The organism is Streptomyces musisoli (genome assembly GCF_016741855.1).
Classification (GTDB): Bacteria; Actinomycetota; Actinomycetes; order Streptomycetales; family Streptomycetaceae; genus Streptomyces; species Streptomyces musisoli.
This window is the reverse complement of sequence record NZ_JAERRH010000004.1, coordinates 1-17,769: the sequence shown is the minus strand read 5'-3', so window position 1 is coordinate 17,769 and position 17,769 is coordinate 1. Positions and strand designations below refer to the sequence as shown.

Here is a 17,769-nt window from a genome sequence, read left to right as displayed (position 1 = left end):
CACAGCCGCCCGTCGGCTCGCCGCCCGGCCGCACACTGACGCCCTCGTCGGCTCGCCACCCGACCGCACAGTGACGCCCCCGTCGACTCACCACCCGGCCGCACGCCCACGCCCCCGCCGGCTCGCCACCCTGCCGCACGGCGACGCCCCGTCGTCCGCTGTGCGGGCGACGGGGCGCAGGGCGTCTGCCGGTCGGGCAGGCGGGTGGGACCGTGGCTAGGTCGTCGACCGCCGCCTGCGGGCCCCCGGCCGTCGCTCGCTCGGACGGGTCACCGGGTCCCCGGCCTCCAGGGCGGACGCCCGCCTCTTCATGCCGAAGTCGGCCAGCGCCTCGGCCAGCTTGTGCACCGACGGCTCGGGAGCCATCACGTCCACCCGGAGCCCGTGTTCCTCGGCGGTCTTCGCCGTGGCCGGACCGATGCACGCGATGACCGTCACGTTGTGCGGCTTGCCCGCGATGCCGACCAGGTTCCGGACCGTCGACGAGGACGTGAAGAGCACCGCGTCGAAGCCGCCGCCCTTGATCGCCTCACGGGTCTCCGCCGGCGGCGGCGAGGCGCGCACCGTCCGGTAGGCCGTGACGTCGTCGACCTCCCAGCCCAGCTCGATCAGACCGGCGACCAGGGTCTCCGTGGCGATGTCGGCCCGGGGCAGGAAGACGCGGTCGATCGGGTCGAACACCGGGTCGTAGGGCGGCCAGTCCTCCAGGAGGCCGGCCGCGGACTGCTCACCGCTCGGCACCAGGTCCGGCTTCACACCGAAGGCCACCAGCGCCTTGGCGGTCTGCTCGCCGACCGCGGCCACCTTGATGCCCGCGAAGGCACGGGCGTCGAGACCGTACTCCTCGAACTTCTCGCGGACGGCCTTCACCGCGTTGACCGACGTGAAGGCGATCCACTCGTAGCGGCCGGTGACGAGGCCCTTGACCGCTCGTTCCATCTGCTGCGGGGTGCGCGGGGGCTCCACCGCGATCGTCGGGACCTCGTGCGGCACCGCGCCGTAGGACCGCAGCTGGTCGGAGAGCGACGCCGCCTGCTCCTTCGTCCGCGGCACGAGCACCTTCCAGCCGAACAGCGGCTTGGACTCGAACCACGACAACTGGTCGCGCCGGGCGGCGGAACGCTCGCCGACCACGGCTATCACCGGCCGGCCGCCGTCCGGCGACGGCAGCACCTTCGCCTGCTTCAGCGTCTGCGCGATCGTGCCGAGCGTCGCCGTCCAGGTGCGCTGGCGGGTCGTCGTACCGGCGACGGTCACCGTCAGCGGGGTGTCCGGCTTGCGGCCCGCCGAGACCAGCTCGCCCGCCGCGGCGGCCACGGAGTCCAGGGTCGTCGACACGACCACCGTGCCGTCCGAGGCGCCCACCTCCGTCCAGCAGCGGTCGGAGGCGGTACGGGCGTCCACGAACCGGACGTCCGCGCCGTCGGCGTCCCGCAGCGGCACACCGGCGTACGCGGGCACGCCGACCGCGGCCGCGACACCGGGGACGACCTCGAAGGGCACCCCGGCGGCGGCGCAGGCGAGCATTTCCTCCGCCGCGTACGTATCAAGTCCCGGGTCCCCGGACACCGCACGGACGACCCGCCTGCCGCCCCGCGCAGCCTCCATGACAAGATGAGCGGCATCCCGGGCAGCAGCCGGGACAGCGGCGGGTGTTGACGTGCCGTCAACGACCGTCAGCTGGGGCGTGCCCGTGCCCGGCGGCGAGACCGAAGAGGGATCGGCGTCCGTCTGCACGACGGAGACGCCCTGTCGGGCGTGCGTCCGGATCACGTCGAGCACCTCGTGCTCGGCGACCAGGACGTCCGCGCTCGACAGCGCCTCCACGGCGCGCAGAGTCAGCAGTCCCGGATCTCCGGGTCCGGCACCCAGGAAGGTGACGTGCCCGTGTTCCGGACCGGCGGCGGGAAAGGCGGTGGGGCTCAATGTGCTCGCTCCCCCATCAGACCGGCCGCGCCCTGGGCGAGCATCTCGGTGGCGAGTTCGCGACCGAGCGCCATCGCCTGCTCGTGCGTGTGGGGCACGGGACCGGTGGTGGACAGCTGCACCATGCGGGTGCCGTCGGTCGTGCCGACGACGCCGCGCAGGCGCATTTCCTTGACAATCTGTTCGTCGGCATGGGGGTCCCCCCGCTCGAGCGGAGCCGAGAGTGGGGGAAGGTCGGCCAGCGCGCCCACAGGGGCGCTGCAACCGGCCTCCAGGGCGGCGAGCAGTGACCGTTCGGCGGTCACGGCGGCCCGCGTGAACGGGTCGTCGAGCTCGCCGAGCGCCGCGATCAGGTCCGCGTTGTCCGCGGCGCACTCGATCGCCAGGGCCCCCTGGCCGGGGGCGGGCAAAACCGTGTCGACCGACAGGAAGTCGGTCACCTCGTCGATCCGGCCGATCCGGTTGAGTCCGGCGGCGGCCAGCACGACCGCGTCCAGTTCGCCGTCGCGGACGTACCGGATGCGGGTGTCCACGTTGCCGCGGATCGGGACCGTCTCCATGTCCAGGGCGTGGGCCTGGGCGTACGCGTTCAGCTGCGCCATGCGGCGCGGCGAACCGGTGCCGATGCGGGCGCCCCGCGGCAGGTCGGTCAACTTCAGCGCGTCCCGGGCGACGATCACGTCCCGCGGGTCCTCGCGCACCGGTACGGCGGCCAGGACCAGCTCCTCGGGCTGCGTGGTCGGGAGGTCCTTGAGCGAATGAACCGCGAAGTCGACCTCACCCCGCAGCAGCGCGTCGCGCAGCGCCGTCACGAAGACGCCGGTGCCGCCGATCTGCGCCAGGTGCTCGCGGGAGGTGTCGCCGTAGGTGGTGATCTCGACCAGCTCGACGGGCTTCCCGGTCACCTGCCGGACGGCCTCCGCCACCTGCCCGGACTGGGCCATGGCGAGCTTGCTCCGCCTGGTCCCCAGCCGCAGTGCCTTCTCACTCATGCCGGTCGGTCCTTCGTGTCTGTGCTGTCCCCGGCCCGGGAGACGGCGGCAACCGTCTCGGGGTCGAGGTCGAACAGGGTGCGCAGCGCGTCCGCGTACCCGGCGCCGCCGGGCTCGGCCGCGAGCTGCTTGACCCGTACGGTCGGCGCGTGCAGCAGCTTGTCGACGACCCGGTGCACGGCCTGCCGGATCTCTCCGCGCTGGCGTTCGTCCAGGTCGGGCAGGCGGCCGTCGAGCCGCGCGATCTCACCGGCGACGACGTCGGCGGCCATGGTGCGCAGCGCGACCACGGTCGGCGTGATGTGTGCCGCCCGCTGTGCCGCGCCGAAGGCCGCGACCTCGTCGGAGACGATACGCCGGACCTGGTCCACGTCGGCCGCCATCGGCGCGTCGGCGGAGGCCTCCGCCAGCGACTCGATGTCGACCAGGCGCACCCCGGCCAGCCGGTGCACGGCCGCGTCGATGTCGCGGGGCATGGCCAGGTCGAGGAGGAAGACGAAGGGCGCCGGGCGCTCGGCCACCGGCTCCGGCTTGCGCCGCTCGGGGATGCGGCCCACCGTCGCGGCGGTCGCGGCGAGCGCGGTGATCAGCTCGGCGTCCGTCTCGGGGGTGCGGCGGTCCCGGCGGTCGACGGTCCCGCCCGCCACCCAGGCCGCGTGCTGCTCCAGGGTGGCCGCGTCCATGCCGGCCACGGCGGCCTCGCCCATGAGGGAGAAGCCGGGCTGCACGGCGGACAGGTCGAGCGGGCAGTTGTCGTCGCCCGGGCCGGCGGACGCCAGCGGCGCCTTGGCGTGCGCGGTCGTACGAGGGGTTCCGGTGATCTCGGCGGCGGGGGCGCCGGTGCGGCCCTCGACCGCCTGCGCGACCGCCTCCGCCGTGAGCACCAGACCCGTCGCCCCGGTACAGGAGACGACGACGTCGGCACGTGTCAGCTCGGCGGCGACCGCGTCCATCCGCACCGCGCGGGCGGTCACCGTGCCGGTGTCGTCGCCCTCGGCGAGGATCTCCGCGAGCCGCTCGGCGCGCTCGAAGGTGCGGTTGGCGACGACGATCTCGGCGACCCCGGCGCGCGCCAGTGTGGCGGCGGCCAGGGACGACATCGAACCGGCGCCGATGACCAGCGCCGTCCGGCCCGCGGCCCAGTCCCGGACGTCGCCGCCCGCGGCCAGCTGCTCCAGGCCGAAGGTGACCAGGGACTGCCCGGCGCGGTCGATTCCGGTCTCGGAGTGGGCGCGCTTGCCGACCCGCAGGGCCTGCTGGAACAGGTCGTTCAGCAGCTTGCCCGCGGTGTGCAGGTCCTGGGCGCGGGCCAGGGAGTCCTTGATCTGTCCGAGGATCTGCCCCTCGCCCACGACCATCGAGTCCAGCCCGCAGGCCACCGAGAACAGGTGGTGGACGGCCCGGTCCTCGTAGTGCACGTAGAGGTACGGAGTCAGTTCCTCCAGGCCGACCCCGCTGTGCTGGGCGAGCAGCGTGGACAGCTCGGCGACACCGGCGTGGAACTTGTCCACGTCGGCGTACAGCTCGATGCGGTTGCACGTGGCGAGCACCGCGGCCTCGGTGGCGGGCTCCGCGGCGACCGTGTCCTGGAGCAGCTTCATCTGGGCGTCCGCGCTCAGCGCGGCCCGCTCCAGCACGCTGACCGGGGCGCTGCGGTGGCTCAGTCCGACGACGAGGAGACTCATGCCGGCATCACGGCGGGGACGTCCCCGTCGGGTCCCTGGTCGGTGGAGGCGTCGCGGGTGGTGGCGGGCAGCGCGCCGTCGCCCGCGGCGGTCTCCTCGCCGGCCTTGCGCTGCTCGTGGAAGGCGAGGATCTGGAGCTCGATGGAGAGGTCGACCTTGCGCACGTCGACGCCGTCCGGGACGGACAGGACGGTCGGCGCGAAGTTCAGGATGGAGGTCACCCCGGCGGCCACGAGCCGGTCGCAGACCTGCTGGGCGGCACCGGCGGGGGTGGCGATGACACCGATGGAGACCCCGTTGTCCTTGATGATCTTCTCGAGGTCGTCGGTGTGCTGCACGGGGATGCCCGCGACCGGCTTGCCGGCCATCGCCGGGTCGGCGTCGATCAGCGCGGCGACCCGGAAGCCGCGGGAGGCGAAGCCGCCGTAATTGGCCAGGGCGGCGCCGAGGTTACCGATACCGACGATCACGACCGGCCAGTCCTGGGTCAGGCCGAGTTCGCGGGAGATCTGGTAGACGAGATACTCCACGTCGTAGCCGACACCGCGCGTTCCGTACGAACCCAGGTACGAGAAGTCCTTGCGCAGCTTGGCGGAGTTGACTCCCGCAGCCGCGGCCAGCTCCTCGGAGGAGACCGTGGGGACCGAGCGCTCCGACAGTGCGGTCAGGGCTCGGAGGTACAGCGGAAGCCTGGCGACGGTGGCCTCGGGAATCCCTCGGCTACGGGTCGCCGGTCGGTGTGTTCGGCCAGTTGCCACGGTGCTCCTGCGGGTAGAGCGGGGCTGCGAGCGGTCATACGTCCCCAGACCGCCCCGTCGACAGCAGGCTATGTCTTTGTGAACGCGTGCACAAAGATGGTGTCCGATTTGCCCGGCAGAAGTGACCGGGGTCACGCCGGTTTCGCACCCGTGGCGGGAACCGGTGCATACGCACCGGTGCTCCTTCGTTACTGGGGGCAAAACCGCACACACTCCTCACGAATCCCGCCCCCGAGATCAAACCGCCGTCGATCCTAAGCGACTTTCCGACCAGTTTGGACTAGTCGGTCAGTGCACGGCGCAGTCGCTCCTCGTTCACGCGCCAGAAGGTGTGCTGTTCACCGTCGACCAGTACGACCGGAATCTGCTCCCAGTACCGGTCGTGCAGCTCCCGGTCCTCGGTGATGTCCTTCAGCTCGAACGGGACGCCCAGGTCACCGCACACCTTCTCGACCACGAGCTGCGCGTCGTCGCACAGATGGCAGCCGGGCTTGCGGACGAGGGTGACCAGCCGCTCACGGGGAGCGCGCCTGCGCCGGAAGAGGGGGCTCATACGGGCCATTCTCGCGCGCTCCGCACCCATTCCGGATCGCTTCTTTGACGCCCCTGTCGCGCAGAGTTCACACCTTGCCAACCTCTCGACTCCGGAACCACCGAACAGACTGGCTATGCTCGCGTCATGGCCGCTCTCGGATGGCTCACTCCCCGTAGGCGCTCCGCCACGGCGCGGAGCGTGTTGGCAGGCGAGGCCTCGGCGGAGGCCGCCCGCAAGTCCTCGCAGGCGGCACCGCCCGCGACGCCGGAGGAACCCCAGTTCCCGGTGATCGGCGACGACAGGGCCGCCGCTTTCTTCGATCTCGACAACACGGTGATGCAGGGCGCCGCGCTGTTCCACTTCGGCCGGGGGCTGTACAAGCGGAAGTTCTTCGAGACCCGCGACCTCGCCAGGTTCGCCTGGCAGCAGGCGTGGTTCCGGCTGGCCGGCGTGGAGGACCCGGAGCACATGCAGGACGCCCGCGACTCGGCGCTGTCGATCGTCAAGGGCCACCGGGTCGCCGAGCTGGAGTCCATCGGCGAGGAGATCTACGACGAGTACATGGCCGACCGCATCTGGCCCGGCACTCGCGCGCTCGCCCAGGCGCACCTGGACGCGGGCCAGAAGGTCTGGCTGGTCACCGCGGCCCCCGTGGAGATCGCCCAGGTCATCGCCCGCCGCCTCGGCCTGACCGGCGCCCTCGGCACGGTGGCCGAGTCGGTCGACGGCGTCTACACCGGCAAGCTGGTCGGCGAGCCGCTGCACGGGCCCGCCAAGGCGGAGGCGGTCCGCGCCCTGGCCTCGGCCGAGGGGCTGGACCTCTCCCGCTGCGCCGCCTACAGCGACAGCCACAACGACATCCCGATGCTGTCCCTGGTGGGCCACCCGTACGCCATCAACCCCGACGCCAAGCTCCGCCGGCACGCCCGCGAGCAGGACTGGCGCCTGCGGGACTACCGCACGGGCCGCAAGGCGGCCAAGGTCGGCATCCCGGCGGCGGCCGGGGTGGGCGCGGTCGCGGGCGGCACGGCGGCCGCGATCGCCTTGAGCCGACGGCGCCGGTAGTACCGGGCCGGCGGAGACGGATCGGCGCCACGAGAACCACGGGCCGTGGCGCGGCCGCGGAGGCGCCACGGTTTCCGCGCGCAGTTCCCCGTGCCCCTCCGGGGCGCTGTCCGGTGTGCCCTTCGAACGGCGCGGGCACCTCATGTTGTTTGAACGACGCATGTACATCACCTCGTTCAACACGCCCCGCACTTCACCGAAACACGCCCTTTTCCGGTCAACCATCGATCATCTTGCGGAACTTGACCTGCCATCAAACGGCTACAGATGCGACGCAATCGATGATTTGAGCAACTCGGTGTAGCAGGGCCTGCACGAAGCGTTATTCTCCTCAGACGCAAACCGGTACCCCTCCGTCGCCACGACGGGTGAACGGTCCCGCACTGCACGTGATGGAAGCTCTGCCTCTGGGAGTCCCGTGTACCCACACGTCGGGGTTGACGCCTCGGGCCTGGCTACGCTGCGCGCAACAGTCGCAACGGTCAAACGGACGCTGCGCGGCCTCGTCCCCCCCGCGTACGCCGTCCCCGCCTTCGCCGCCGCCGCGCCCGTGGGCCCGTGCTACGCACTGGCCGACGGCAGCGCCACCGTCGGCAGACGCGGGCGCGCCACCGGCGCGGCCACCGCCCGCCGCCCGGCCGCCGACAGCGACAGCGCCCGGATGATGGACCTCGTCGAACGCGCCCAGGCGGGTGAGGCCGAGGCCTTCGGGCGGCTCTACGACCAGTACAGCGACACCGTCTACCGGTACATCTACTACCGCGTCGGCGGCCGGGCCACCGCCGAGGACCTCACCAGCGAGACCTTTCTGCGGGCGCTCAGAAGGATCGGCACCTTCACCTGGCAGGGCCGCGACTTCGGGGCCTGGCTGGTCACCATCGCCCGGAACCTGGTCGCCGACCACTTCAAGTCCAGCCGCTTCCGGCTGGAGGTCACCACCGGCGAGATGCTCGACGCCAACGAGGTCGAGCGCTCCCCGGAGGACTCCGTCCTGGAGTCCCTGTCGAACGCCGCCCTGCTCGACGCCGTACGGCGGCTCAACCCGCAGCAGCAGGAGTGCGTGACGCTCCGCTTCCTCCAGGGCCTCTCGGTCGCCGAGACCGCCCGGGTCATGGGCAAGAACGAGGGCGCCATCAAGACCCTCCAGTACCGCGCCGTGCGCACACTCGCCCGGCTGCTTCCGGACGACGCCCGCTGAACCGGGCTACGGTGGGCGACGTTCAACTCACGCTCCGTGAAAGCGCGTTGCCTTTCCGATCCGACCATCCGCCATCCGTAACCCAAGTGCCGCGCCAGTCGTTGTGCGGGATACAGGCTCCCTGTGGTCACGTCCTGGCCGACCCCGATCGCTCGATCGGGGGAAGTGGTCGTGGACGTGCAACCCTCAGGACCCCCTGGGGAGTCGACCGTCATGACGAGAGGAGGTGCCGCCAGTGATCGCGAACGTATCGGCACACCGGCGGGCGAACGCCTTCGCCCAGGCCCTGGATGAGCAGTCCGACCGGGACACGGCGGCCGAGCAGTCCGCAGCACCGGCGGGGTCACCGCCGACCGCCGAGGAGCAGGGCGCGCAGGGCGAGCTGTTGACGCTGGCAGCCGGTCTCGCCGCGCTGCCCAAACCGCAGCTCGACCCGGAAGTCAAGGTCGTCCAGCGGGCCCAGCTGGTGGCCGCGATGGAGGCCATGCTCCAGGAGAGCGCGGGGGCGACGGACGCGTCGGTACCGGAACAGCGTTCGCACCGGAACCGGGGCGCACACCGGGCGAGCCCACTGGGCAAGCTCCGCCCGCGCACCAGGCTGACCAAGGGGCTCGCGGCCGGCGGGCTCAGCGTGGGCGTGGCCGCCGGAGCCTTCGGCGGAGTGGCCGCCGCCAGTTCCGACGCCCTGCCCGGAGACTCGCTGTACGGCCTGAAGCGCGGCATCGAGGACTTCAAGCTCAACTACCTGACCGACGGCGACGACCAGCGCGGCCAGACCTACCTCGACCAGGCCTCCACCCGGCTCAGCGAGGCCCGCCGGCTGCTGGAGCGCGGCCGGGGCGGCCATCTGGACCACGAGTCCATCGGCGAGATCCGCCGCACCCTGTCCGGGATGCAGCAGGACGTCACCGAGGGACACCGCCTGCTCCACGCCGCCTACGAGGCCGATCCGGACTCCCTCGGCCCCATCCAGGCGCTGTCCGCGTTCTCACGGTCCCACCGGGAGGCCTGGAGCGCGCTCAGCGACAGGCTGCCCGTGCAGCTGGGCGATGTGAAACAGCAGGTGTCCTCGGTCTTCGACGCCATAGACGAAGAGGTCGCCCCGCTTCAGTCCCTGCTGCCGCAACCACCGGCCCAGCCCAGCGTCGGCACCCGCCAGGACGGTTCCGGCACGCCGTCCGCCGGCTCCACCGGCAGCCACCGGTCGACGGCGCCGAGTTCCGCCGGCAGCACACCGTCCGCCGGCGAGCACACCGGTCCCGGCACACCGAGCGGCTCGGCCACCGGCACCAGCGGCGAGGGACTCATCGGCGGCGACACGGGCGGCCTGCTCGAACCGCCGAAGACCGGATCCGACAGCAGCACACCGTCCGCCGGCAAGACCCCGACGGGCCAGCCGGACGTCACCATCCCGCCGCTCCTGCCGGACCTGCTCCCCGGCCTGGGCATCGACGGCCAGGACGCGGACTAGCCCCGGAGAACACGGCCACAGCGGTGGGGGCGCCCCTTTCCGAGCAGGGGCGCCCCCACCGCCGTACGCCGAACACGGGTGACCGCGAACGGGCCGGCCTCCACCCGCCCCTCACCGCCACGACACGGCACGCCACGCCACGGCGCCAGGCGGTACGGCACGCCTCAGAAGAACACCGACCTCCGCTGAACCAGCAGCTTGTACAGCGTGTGCTGGATCTGTTCCCGGACCTGATCGGTCAGGTTGAACATCAGCATCGGGTCCTCCGCCGCCTCCGGCGGATAGCCGTCCGTCGGAATCGGCTCACCGAACTGGATCGTCCACTTCGTCGGCAGCGGAATCGCTCCCAGCGGCCCCAGCCACGGGAAGGTCGGCGTCAGCGGGAAGTACGGAAACCCGAGCAGCCGGGCCAGCGTCTTGGCGTTGCCGATCATCGGGTAGATCTCCTCGGCCCCGACGATCGAGCACGGGATGATCGGCGCACCCTGGCGCAGGGCCGTCGATACGAACCCGCCCCGGCCGAACCGCTGGAGCTTGTAGCGCTCGCTGAAAGGTTTCCCGATGCCCTTGAAGCCCTCCGGCATCACCCCGACCAGCTCGCCCTGACCCAGCAGCCGTTCCGCGTCCTCCGCGCAGGCCAGCGTGTGCCCCAGCTTGCGGGCCAGCTCGTTGACCACCGGCAGCACGAAGACCAGGTCGGCGGCGAGCAGACGCAGATGACGGCCGGCCGGGTGCTGGTCGTGCACCGCCACCTGCATCATCAGGCCGTCCAGCGGCAGCGTCCCGGAGTGGTTGGCGACGATCAGCGCCCCGCCCTTGGCCGGGATGTTCTCGACGCCCTTCACCTCGACCCGGAAGTACTTGTCGTACACCGGCCGCAGCAGCGACATCAGGACCTGGTCGGTCAGCTCCTCGTCGTAACCGAAGTCGTCGACCTCGTAGTCCCCGGTGAGCCGGCGCCGCAGGAAGGCCAGCCCGGCCGCCACCCGCCGCTCCAGGCCGCCGTCCCGCCCGTCGGCCGTCTGCCGCACCGGCGGCTGCTCCTCACGGCTCACAGGCCCATCCTCCTGCGCCCGCTCCCGGCCCGGCAGGGGCTGGACCGCACCGATCTCGCCCGGCTCCCCGAGCGCCCCGCGCCGGCTCCCCCCGCCGCGGCGCCGCGACTGGCGCTGTGCGGCGCTCCCACGGGACCGGTCGTCGTCGAACGGAATGACCTTGGCGTCCGCCATCGTTGCCGCTCTCCTCAATTGGCGCTGTGCGTCTGGGGGTGGCCGGCTGCCCTCGCGGTCAGCGCGGCGATCCGGTCGACGGCCTTCGAGAGGGTCTCCGGCGGCAGCAGGCCGGGGGCCTGGCCGCGCGCGAAGTCCGCGAAGGTCTCGGCCGTCGTGTAGCGGGGCGTGAAGCCCAGCGTCTCGCGCATCTGGACGGTGTCCACCACGCGCCCGTGGGTGAGCAGCCGGATCTGCTCCGGTGAGAAGTCCGTCATTCCGAGCGTACGGACCAGGGAACCCGCCCAGGTGACCGCGGGCAGCAGCAGCGGCACGGTGGGCCGTCCGAGCCGTCGGGAGCACTGCGAGAGCGGCAGCACGCCGTCCCCGGCGATGTTGAAGGTGCCGCTGTTGAGGGTGCCCCGGCGCGGCTCGTGCGAGGCGATCCGCAGCACCTCGATCACGTCGTCCTCGTGCACGAACTGGAGCCGCGGGTCGTAGCCGAACACGGTCGGCAGGACGGGCAGCGCGAAGTAGGAGGCGAGCGGGGTGTCCGCGGCCGGCCCCAGGATGTTGGCGAAGCGCAGCACGCACACGGCGACGTCCGGCCGGCGCCGCGCGAACCCGCGCACGTACCCCTCGACCTCGACCGCGTCCTTCGCGAAACCGCCGCTGGGCAGCGACTTGGCCGGCGTCGTCTCGGTGAACACGGCCGGATCACGCGGCGCGGAGCCGTAGACGTTCGTACTGGACTTCACCACCAGCCGCTGCACGGCCGGCGACTTCTGGCAGGCGCCGAGCAGCTGCATGGTGCCGATGACGTTGGTCTCCTTGACCGTGGCCCGGCTGCCGCCGCCCAGCGCCGTCCCCGTCACGTCCATGTGGACGACCGTGTCGGCGCCCGTCTCGGCGAGCACCCGGGCGATCGTCGGCTGCCGGATGTCGGCCTGGATGAAGTCGGCTCCGCCCAGATGATGCGCCGGTGGCACCGCGTCCACGGCGATCACACGGTCGACCTCCGGGTCCCGCTGGATCCGCCGCACGAACCGGCCGCCCAGCTGCCGGGCCACTCCGGTGACGAGCACGACCTTTCCCAAGATCAGCGCCTTCCTTCCCGCGAACCGGTATCCCGCGTTCCCCGTCTGCGGCCAACCTAGCCGGTCGACGTTGCGCTGTGATGACCCCTGATGCGCGAGGTGACGGAATTTCCCCCATCGGAACAGCCGGAACATGCCTGTGGCCCCCCACCGATATCGGTGGGGGGCCACAGGGCCACGCTCTCGCGGCGCCGCTTACTTCTTGTTGCGGCGCTGAACGCGCGTGCGCTTGAGCAGCTTGCGGTGCTTCTTCTTGGCCATCCGCTTGCGCCGCTTCTTGATAACAGAGCCCACGACTACCCTCGCTCACTTCTCATGACTCGGTTGTTTGGGCGCCATGGGCCCACACGACCTACGAGGGGCTAGCCTACCCAACCGAGCGCCGAGGTCGTAATCGAGGGGGTGGCCCCCGGTTACCCGGGGGTCACCGTCAGGCCGTCTCCACCCCCACATAGCTGTCGCGGAGGTACTCGTGTACCGCTTGTTCCGGGACGCGGAACGACCGTCCCACCCGGATCGCGGGCAGATGACCACTGTGCACCAGGCGGTACACGGTCATCTTCGACACTCGCATCACCGAGGCGACCTCCGCCACGGTAAGGAACTGAACCTCGTTCAGAGGCCTCTCGCCAGCTGCAGCCATGACACACCTGAACCTTCCGCACTCGACGGCCACCGGCTTCCCCTTCCGGTGACTCTTCGTCGTTGCGTGCTCACTCCCCAGACTAGGGGCGGGTGATGCGAGTGGGGAAGAGGTGCACCCATCGGCGGCCTACTGTGACAGACTCGCGCGATTGAGCACGTAGCGAGTGAGCGGCCCGTAGTAACTAGACCGCACTGCGTCATCAACCGGAACGACGACGGACACCCGCCCCTCGGCCTCACCCACGAACAGCGCGGGATCATCGGTGTCGGCCAGACCGATGGCCTCGAACCCCAGCTGACCAGCACCGCAGACCCACCCGTGATCCCCGACGACCAGCTCCGGCAGCGGTCCGCCGGCCTCCGCCGCGGCGTCCAGCGCGACCCGAACCGGGAGCGGCGAGTGGCTGTGGGCACCGGGCTCACAACCGGGGCGCTCGCTCGCCGGTTCCCGCACCAGGGCAACCCCTCGTACGTAGTCCAGGCGATGGGTACGTAGACCGAACCGGGTCAATATGTCGACACAGCGACCCTGCGCCGGGGTGAGTACCTCACATCCCGCCGCCGACAGCGCGTCCGCCAAGCCGGCGTAGAAGCCGAGCAGCCGCTGCGGGTGCCCGGTGCCGAACAGCACGGGCGCGCCGCGCCGGGCCACCTCCCGGATCCGGCCGGCGAAGGCGTCCAGCGCGGCGACCGTCCGCTCCGGATCGATCACATCCGGCCCGGATGTGTACCGGGGGTCGGCCGAAACCCCGCACCTCTCCGCCATCAGCCCGAGCAATTCCCGTAGCCCCCACGTGCCTTCGGGATCGATGCCGATCAGCGCGCGCGGATCCCGGGCGGCGAAGAGCCGGTAGCTCCGCAGGCTTTCCTCCCGTGTGGTGGCCACCACCCCGGCCAGCCGTACGGCCACCAGATGCGCGCGGAGACGGGCGGGGGTCGACACGGATGCGATGGTGGCCCATTGCGGTAGGGCTCGCGACGAAAACCCCGCAACACCCCACGGTCGGCCTAACGAACCCCCACCACACCCCGCCCACCCACGACACCCGGCTGCGGGCAAGCGACTCCCCCACCCTCGACACCCGGCTGCGGGTAAGTGACTCCCCGCCGTCGACACCCAGCTGCGGGCAGTCGTGCCGCCGGGGCGGCCCGGGTGGGCGCAGCGGCACCCCGCCAACGCGGGCAAGTGACACCCCGGGCCGGCGACAGTGAGCCGAGGCGAGGCGGCGGGCCCGCTAAGGCAGCAGCCCCCGCAACGGGAACACGGCCCGCCGAGTGGCCAGCACAGCCTGGTCGATCCGGTCCGCGGGGTCGTACCCGGCCTCCCACTCGCCGTACCCCACCGGCCACCGCCCATCGGTCATCCGCTGCGGCCCCAACTGCCGGGTCCGGGCGAACACCTCCTGCCGCCACCCCTCGGGGATCACCGCTTCCGGCGCCACCGGCTTCCCCGCCACGATCCCCACCAGATGCGTCCAGGACCGCGGTACGACGTCCACCACCGCGTACCCGCCCCCGCCCAGCGCGATCCACTTCCCGCCGGCGTACTCGTGCGCCAGCTCGTGGCACGCCACCTGCACCGCCCGCTGCGCGTCCAGCGAGACGGCCAGGTGCGCGAGCGGATCCTCGAAGTGCGTGTCGGCGCCGTGCTGGGTCACGAGCACCTGCGGCCGGAAGTCGGCGAGCAGCTCCGGCACCACGGCGTGGAACGCCCGTACCCACCCGGCGTCCCCCGTCCCGGCCGGCAGCGCCACGTTCACCGCGGAACCCTCCCCCGCGCCCGCCCCCGTCTCCTGCGGCCACCCGGTCTGCGGGAACAACGTACGGGGATGCTCGTGCAGCGAGATCGTCAGCACCCGCGGGTCCTCCCAGAACGCGGCCTGCACACCGTCCCCGTGGTGCACGTCGACGTCCACGTAGGCGACCCGCTCGGCCCCCAGCTCCAGCAGCCGCGCGATCGCGAGCGACGCGTCGTTGTAGATGCAGAAACCCGAGGCCCCACCCGGCATCGCGTGATGCAGCCCGCCCGCGAAGTTCACGGCGTGATCGGCCTCCCCGCGCCACACCGCCTCGGCCGCCCCGACCGACTGCCCCGCGATCAGCGCGGACACCTCGTGCATCCCGGCGAACGCGGGATCGTCGATCGTGCCCAGCCCGTACTCCCCGCGAGCCCCCGCCGGATCCGCCGACGCGACCTTCACGGCGTGGATGTAGTCCTCCCGGTGGACCAGCCGGAGCGTCGACTCGCCGGCCGGCTTCGCCGCGACGACCTTCAGTTCCCGGTCGAGCCCGAAGGCACCCACGAGCCGACGGGTCAGGTCCAGCCGGACCGGATCCATCGGATGGTTCGGGCCGAAGTCATAGCCCGTTACTGCCTCGTCCCACATCAGCTGTGCGCGGCCGCTCATGCCCGCCACCGTATCGGTCCGGTTGAGCCGCGAACGACCTGGCGTACCCCAGTGTCACCAGGACCAACACCATCGGCACGAGCATGGCACCCCGGTAGCTCCAGGCGTCGCCCAGGGCACCCACGAGCGGCGAACCGATCAGGAAGCCCACGTAATTGAAGATGTTCAGCCGCGCGACCGCCGCGTCCGACGCCCCCGGGAACAGCCGTCCCGCCGCCGCGAAGGTCTGCGGCACCAGCACACACAGCCCGAGACCCAGCAGGGTGAACCCGAGCATCCCGGCCCACGCGCCGGGTGCCGCCGCCACCACCGCGAACCCGCCGGCCGCCACCAGCGCCCCGAGCCGTACGACCGCCGTCGCCCCGAACCTCCGCACCCCGAGGTCCCCGATGGTCCGCCCCACCAGCGTGGTCAGCATGTACACGTTGTACGGCACGGTCGCCAGCTGCTCCGAGCTGCCCAGCACGTCCTTCAGGTACTTCGCGCTCCAGTTGGAGACGGTCGAGTCCCCGATGTAGGCGAAGGTCATCACCAGGCACAGCGGCAGCAGCAGTGCGAAGACCACGCCTCCGCCCTGCGCCCGGCCCTCCGGCACGGCCCCGGGCTCCGCGTCGACGTACCACCGGCTCCCCACCAGCGTCCCCGGCAGCAGCACGGCCACCACCGGCAGGTACGACACCCACAGCGCGAGATGCCAGTGCGCCCCGGCCCAGGCAAGCGAGGCGCCCAGGATCCCGCCCAGGCTGTAGGCGGCGTGGAAGCTGAGCATGATGCTCCGCCCGTACGACCGCTGGAGGCTGACGCCGAGCATGTTCATCGACGCGTCCAGCGCCCCGACCGCCAGGCCGAAGACGCCCAGTGCCAGCGCCACCGCGGCCACCTGCCCGTGTCCGCCCGCCCCGACACCGAGCAGCGCCAGCAGCACCACCGGCTGGGACCAGCGCAGCAGCCGGCTGGGCCGTATTCGCTTCACCAGCTGCTCGGTGGTCACGCTGCCGACCCCGGCGAGGATCGGCACGGCCGCCAGGAAGACGGGCAGCAGCGCGTCGGAGATGCCGTACCGGTCCTGGATGGCCGGGATACGCGTCACCAGCAGGGCGAAGGCGACGCCCTGGGCGAAGAAGCCGAACGCCAGCGAGGCCCTGCCGCGCCGCAGCACATCAGTCATGGCGGCGAGAGTAGGGCCCCAGGCTACCTGTGGGTAGATCCAGCCAAAGATGAATTTCCCTCAGCTTTACCCGCAGGGTTCCGCGGTCAGGCGGCGACGGACATGGCCGGCTGCTCGGCCTGGCCGGCCTCCGTCTCCGCCACGGCCTCGGCCTCGGCCTTCAGCATCCGCTCCATCGGCTCCACCGCCAGCCCGCCGCTGACCACGAAGCCGATCGCGATGGCGCCGATCATGAACACGCTGCCGAGCCACACCATGGTGTCCACCGGGACGGTGTAGGCGCCCACGAACCGCGCGATGCACTCGGCGAGCAGCACCGTGCCCCAGACGACCGAGAACGCGTTCTCCTTGCGCCGGAAGGCCGCGGAGTCGGCCGCCGCACCGGACGCGAGCCGCTGCCAGGCGGCTTCCTTGGCCGTGTCGCCCTTGATGAGGAAGGGCTTCATGCCGGCGGTCATCATCGGCTTGCCGAGCCGGACGGACACCAGGATGCCGATGGCCACCGTGCTGCTGACACCGCTGTCCTTGGCCAGCATGAGCCGCGGGTCGCCCGTGACGAAGGTCAGGAGCAGCGAGACGAGGTTCGCGGCGAGGATGATCGCCGCGAGTCCGTTGGTCTTCCGCTCCTTGACCAGGGCCCATACGGTCCGCATGGCGGGCACCACGCTGCTCCAGGCGAGCGCCGCGAAGGTGCTCATGCCGAGGGCGTCCTTGAAGACGTAGTACGAGCCGAGCGGCACCGCCACATCGATGAGCAGCGGCTTGAAGTTGTCGAGCACGCTCGGCTTGCGGACCTGGGACCCCGTGTTCTTCGTCATGCCCCCAGCTTCGCTGTCGGAGCGGGTCCGGCAGTAGAAACGATCGTCCGGAGCTCCGCATGACAAATGTCAGCCCGGGCCGCCGACGCGGGTCATACCAGCAGGTCGGCCAACTCGCCCATGTCGGAGAAGAGTTCGTCGGCTGCCGCGAGTTTCGCCGCCGGTGTCATGGCGGTGAACCCGTACACGTCCATCCCGGCCGCCACGGCCGCCTGTACGCCCAGCGGGGAGTCCTCCACGACCACGCACCGGTCGGGGGTCACGCCCATCCGTTCGGCGGCGTGCAGGAAGAGGTCCGGCGCCGGCTTTCCCCGCCCGACGTCCTCCGAGCTGAAGATGCGCTCTTCCGCGAACCAGCGGTCGAGCCCGGTCGTCCGGTGCCCCACCCGGATCCGGGCGTGGCTCCCGGAGGAGGCCACGCAGTACGGCATGCCGTCCGCGGCCAGCTTCTCCAGTACGCCGGCCACTCCGGCCACGGGCCGCAACTCCTGCTCGAACGCGGCGAAGACGCGCGCGTGGAAGACGTCGTCGAAGTCGGCGGGGAGTCGCCGTCCGGTCCGCTCCAGGACCAGCTCGTGGATCCGGTGCATGGCGGAGCCCATGTAGTCCCGGATGGAGTCCTCGTACGACGTCGTGTGTCCCAGCTCGGTCAGATAGGCGGCGAGGAGCCGGTTCGATATGGACTCGCTGTCCACCAGGACACCGTCGTTGTCGAAGATCACCAGGTCGTAGCGCATGCCGTCGAGCCTAGATGACGCGGATGGGTCCGGAACGCAGAAAACCCCCGCATCGAAC

The 17,769-nt window shown here is 71.5% G+C and carries 17 protein-coding genes; 3 read left to right on the top strand and 14 right to left on the bottom strand.

All coding sequences use genetic code 11. The features are described from left to right. Nucleotides 1-216: 216 nt before the first annotated feature. From JK361_RS12625 to JK361_RS12605, 5 genes are all read right to left on the bottom strand, one after another. Nucleotides 217-1,926, bottom strand: coding sequence for a bifunctional uroporphyrinogen-III C-methyltransferase/uroporphyrinogen-III synthase (locus JK361_RS12625; protein WP_201816224.1), 1,710 nt, complete (start codon nucleotides 1,924-1,926; stop codon nucleotides 217-219). Next, the gene (gene hemC, locus JK361_RS12620; protein WP_201816222.1) at nucleotides 1,923-2,918 is read right to left on the bottom strand and encodes a hydroxymethylbilane synthase; all 996 of its coding nucleotides are present in this window, start codon (nucleotides 2,916-2,918) and stop codon (nucleotides 1,923-1,925) included. Before hemC ends, JK361_RS12625 begins: the two co-directional genes overlap by 4 nt. Continuing rightward, nucleotides 2,915-4,603 carry a glutamyl-tRNA reductase gene (locus JK361_RS12615; RefSeq protein ID WP_201816209.1) on the bottom strand — a complete coding sequence of 563 codons (1,689 nt, stop codon included), beginning with the start codon at nucleotides 4,601-4,603 and terminating at the stop codon, nucleotides 2,915-2,917. The genes hemC and JK361_RS12615 overlap by 4 nt, the downstream gene beginning before the upstream one ends. Continuing rightward, nucleotides 4,600-5,361 carry a redox-sensing transcriptional repressor Rex gene (locus JK361_RS12610; RefSeq protein WP_201816206.1) on the bottom strand — a complete coding sequence of 254 codons (762 nt, stop codon included), beginning with the start codon at nucleotides 5,359-5,361 and terminating at the stop codon, nucleotides 4,600-4,602. Before JK361_RS12610 ends, JK361_RS12615 begins: the two co-directional genes overlap by 4 nt. Nucleotides 5,362-5,641: 280 nt before the next feature. Next, nucleotides 5,642-5,914 carry a glutaredoxin family protein gene (locus tag JK361_RS12605; protein WP_201816203.1) on the bottom strand — a complete coding sequence of 91 codons (273 nt, stop codon included), beginning with the start codon at nucleotides 5,912-5,914 and terminating at the stop codon, nucleotides 5,642-5,644. Between the two features lie 126 nt (nucleotides 5,915-6,040). On the opposite strand from JK361_RS12605, the gene JK361_RS12600 reads away from it, so the two are divergent. From JK361_RS12600 to JK361_RS12590, 3 genes are all read left to right on the top strand, one after another. Further along, on the top strand, nucleotides 6,041-6,961 hold the full coding sequence (locus tag JK361_RS12600) for an HAD family hydrolase (RefSeq protein WP_201816200.1): 921 nt from the start codon (nucleotides 6,041-6,043) through the stop codon (nucleotides 6,959-6,961). 418 nt (nucleotides 6,962-7,379) lie between these two features. Further along, on the top strand, nucleotides 7,380-8,159 hold the full coding sequence (locus tag JK361_RS12595) for an ECF subfamily RNA polymerase sigma factor, BldN family (protein ID WP_201816197.1): 780 nt from the start codon (nucleotides 7,380-7,382) through the stop codon (nucleotides 8,157-8,159). A gap of 235 nt (nucleotides 8,160-8,394) precedes the next feature. After that, a complete protein-coding gene (locus tag JK361_RS12590) occupies nucleotides 8,395-9,630 on the top strand; it encodes a DUF5667 domain-containing protein (RefSeq protein WP_201816193.1) in 1,236 nt (411 codons plus the stop codon). A gap of 164 nt (nucleotides 9,631-9,794) precedes the next feature. Here JK361_RS12590 and JK361_RS12585 read toward each other — a convergent pair whose 3' ends face one another. From JK361_RS12585 to JK361_RS12545, 9 genes are all read right to left on the bottom strand, one after another. Next, nucleotides 9,795-10,859 carry a lysophospholipid acyltransferase family protein gene (locus tag JK361_RS12585; RefSeq protein ID WP_201816190.1) on the bottom strand — a complete coding sequence of 355 codons (1,065 nt, stop codon included), beginning with the start codon at nucleotides 10,857-10,859 and terminating at the stop codon, nucleotides 9,795-9,797. 14 nt (nucleotides 10,860-10,873) lie between these two features. After that, nucleotides 10,874-11,935 (bottom strand): NAD-dependent epimerase/dehydratase family protein, encoded by a 1,062-nt coding sequence (locus JK361_RS12580; protein WP_201816188.1) that lies wholly within the window; start codon nucleotides 11,933-11,935, stop codon nucleotides 10,874-10,876. A 195-nt stretch (nucleotides 11,936-12,130) separates the two neighbouring features. After that, nucleotides 12,131-12,229 (bottom strand): 30S ribosomal protein bS22, encoded by a 99-nt coding sequence (locus JK361_RS12575; RefSeq protein ID WP_003948845.1) that lies wholly within the window; start codon nucleotides 12,227-12,229, stop codon nucleotides 12,131-12,133. Nucleotides 12,230-12,365: 136 nt separating this feature from the next. Beyond that, entirely contained in the window at nucleotides 12,366-12,578 is a 213-nt protein-coding gene (locus JK361_RS12570) for a helix-turn-helix domain-containing protein (protein ID WP_121791081.1), read from the bottom strand. A 129-nt stretch (nucleotides 12,579-12,707) separates the two neighbouring features. After that, on the bottom strand, nucleotides 12,708-13,523 hold the full coding sequence (locus JK361_RS12565; RefSeq protein WP_201816186.1) for a phosphatase: 816 nt from the start codon (nucleotides 13,521-13,523) through the stop codon (nucleotides 12,708-12,710). A 292-nt stretch (nucleotides 13,524-13,815) separates the two neighbouring features. Beyond that, nucleotides 13,816-14,988, bottom strand: coding sequence for an acetoin utilization protein AcuC (locus JK361_RS12560; protein WP_201816184.1), 1,173 nt, complete (start codon nucleotides 14,986-14,988; stop codon nucleotides 13,816-13,818). Beyond that, nucleotides 14,939-16,156 carry an MFS transporter gene (locus JK361_RS12555; RefSeq protein WP_201816182.1) on the bottom strand — a complete coding sequence of 406 codons (1,218 nt, stop codon included), beginning with the start codon at nucleotides 16,154-16,156 and terminating at the stop codon, nucleotides 14,939-14,941. The genes JK361_RS12560 and JK361_RS12555 overlap by 50 nt, the downstream gene beginning before the upstream one ends. A gap of 86 nt (nucleotides 16,157-16,242) precedes the next feature. Continuing rightward, nucleotides 16,243-16,974, bottom strand: a complete 732-nt coding sequence (locus JK361_RS12550) for a VC0807 family protein (RefSeq protein WP_201816180.1) — start codon at nucleotides 16,972-16,974, stop codon at nucleotides 16,243-16,245. A 92-nt stretch (nucleotides 16,975-17,066) separates the two neighbouring features. Further along, a complete protein-coding gene (locus JK361_RS12545) occupies nucleotides 17,067-17,711 on the bottom strand; it encodes an HAD family hydrolase (protein ID WP_201816178.1) in 645 nt (214 codons plus the stop codon). Between the last annotated feature and the right edge of the window lie 58 nt (nucleotides 17,712-17,769).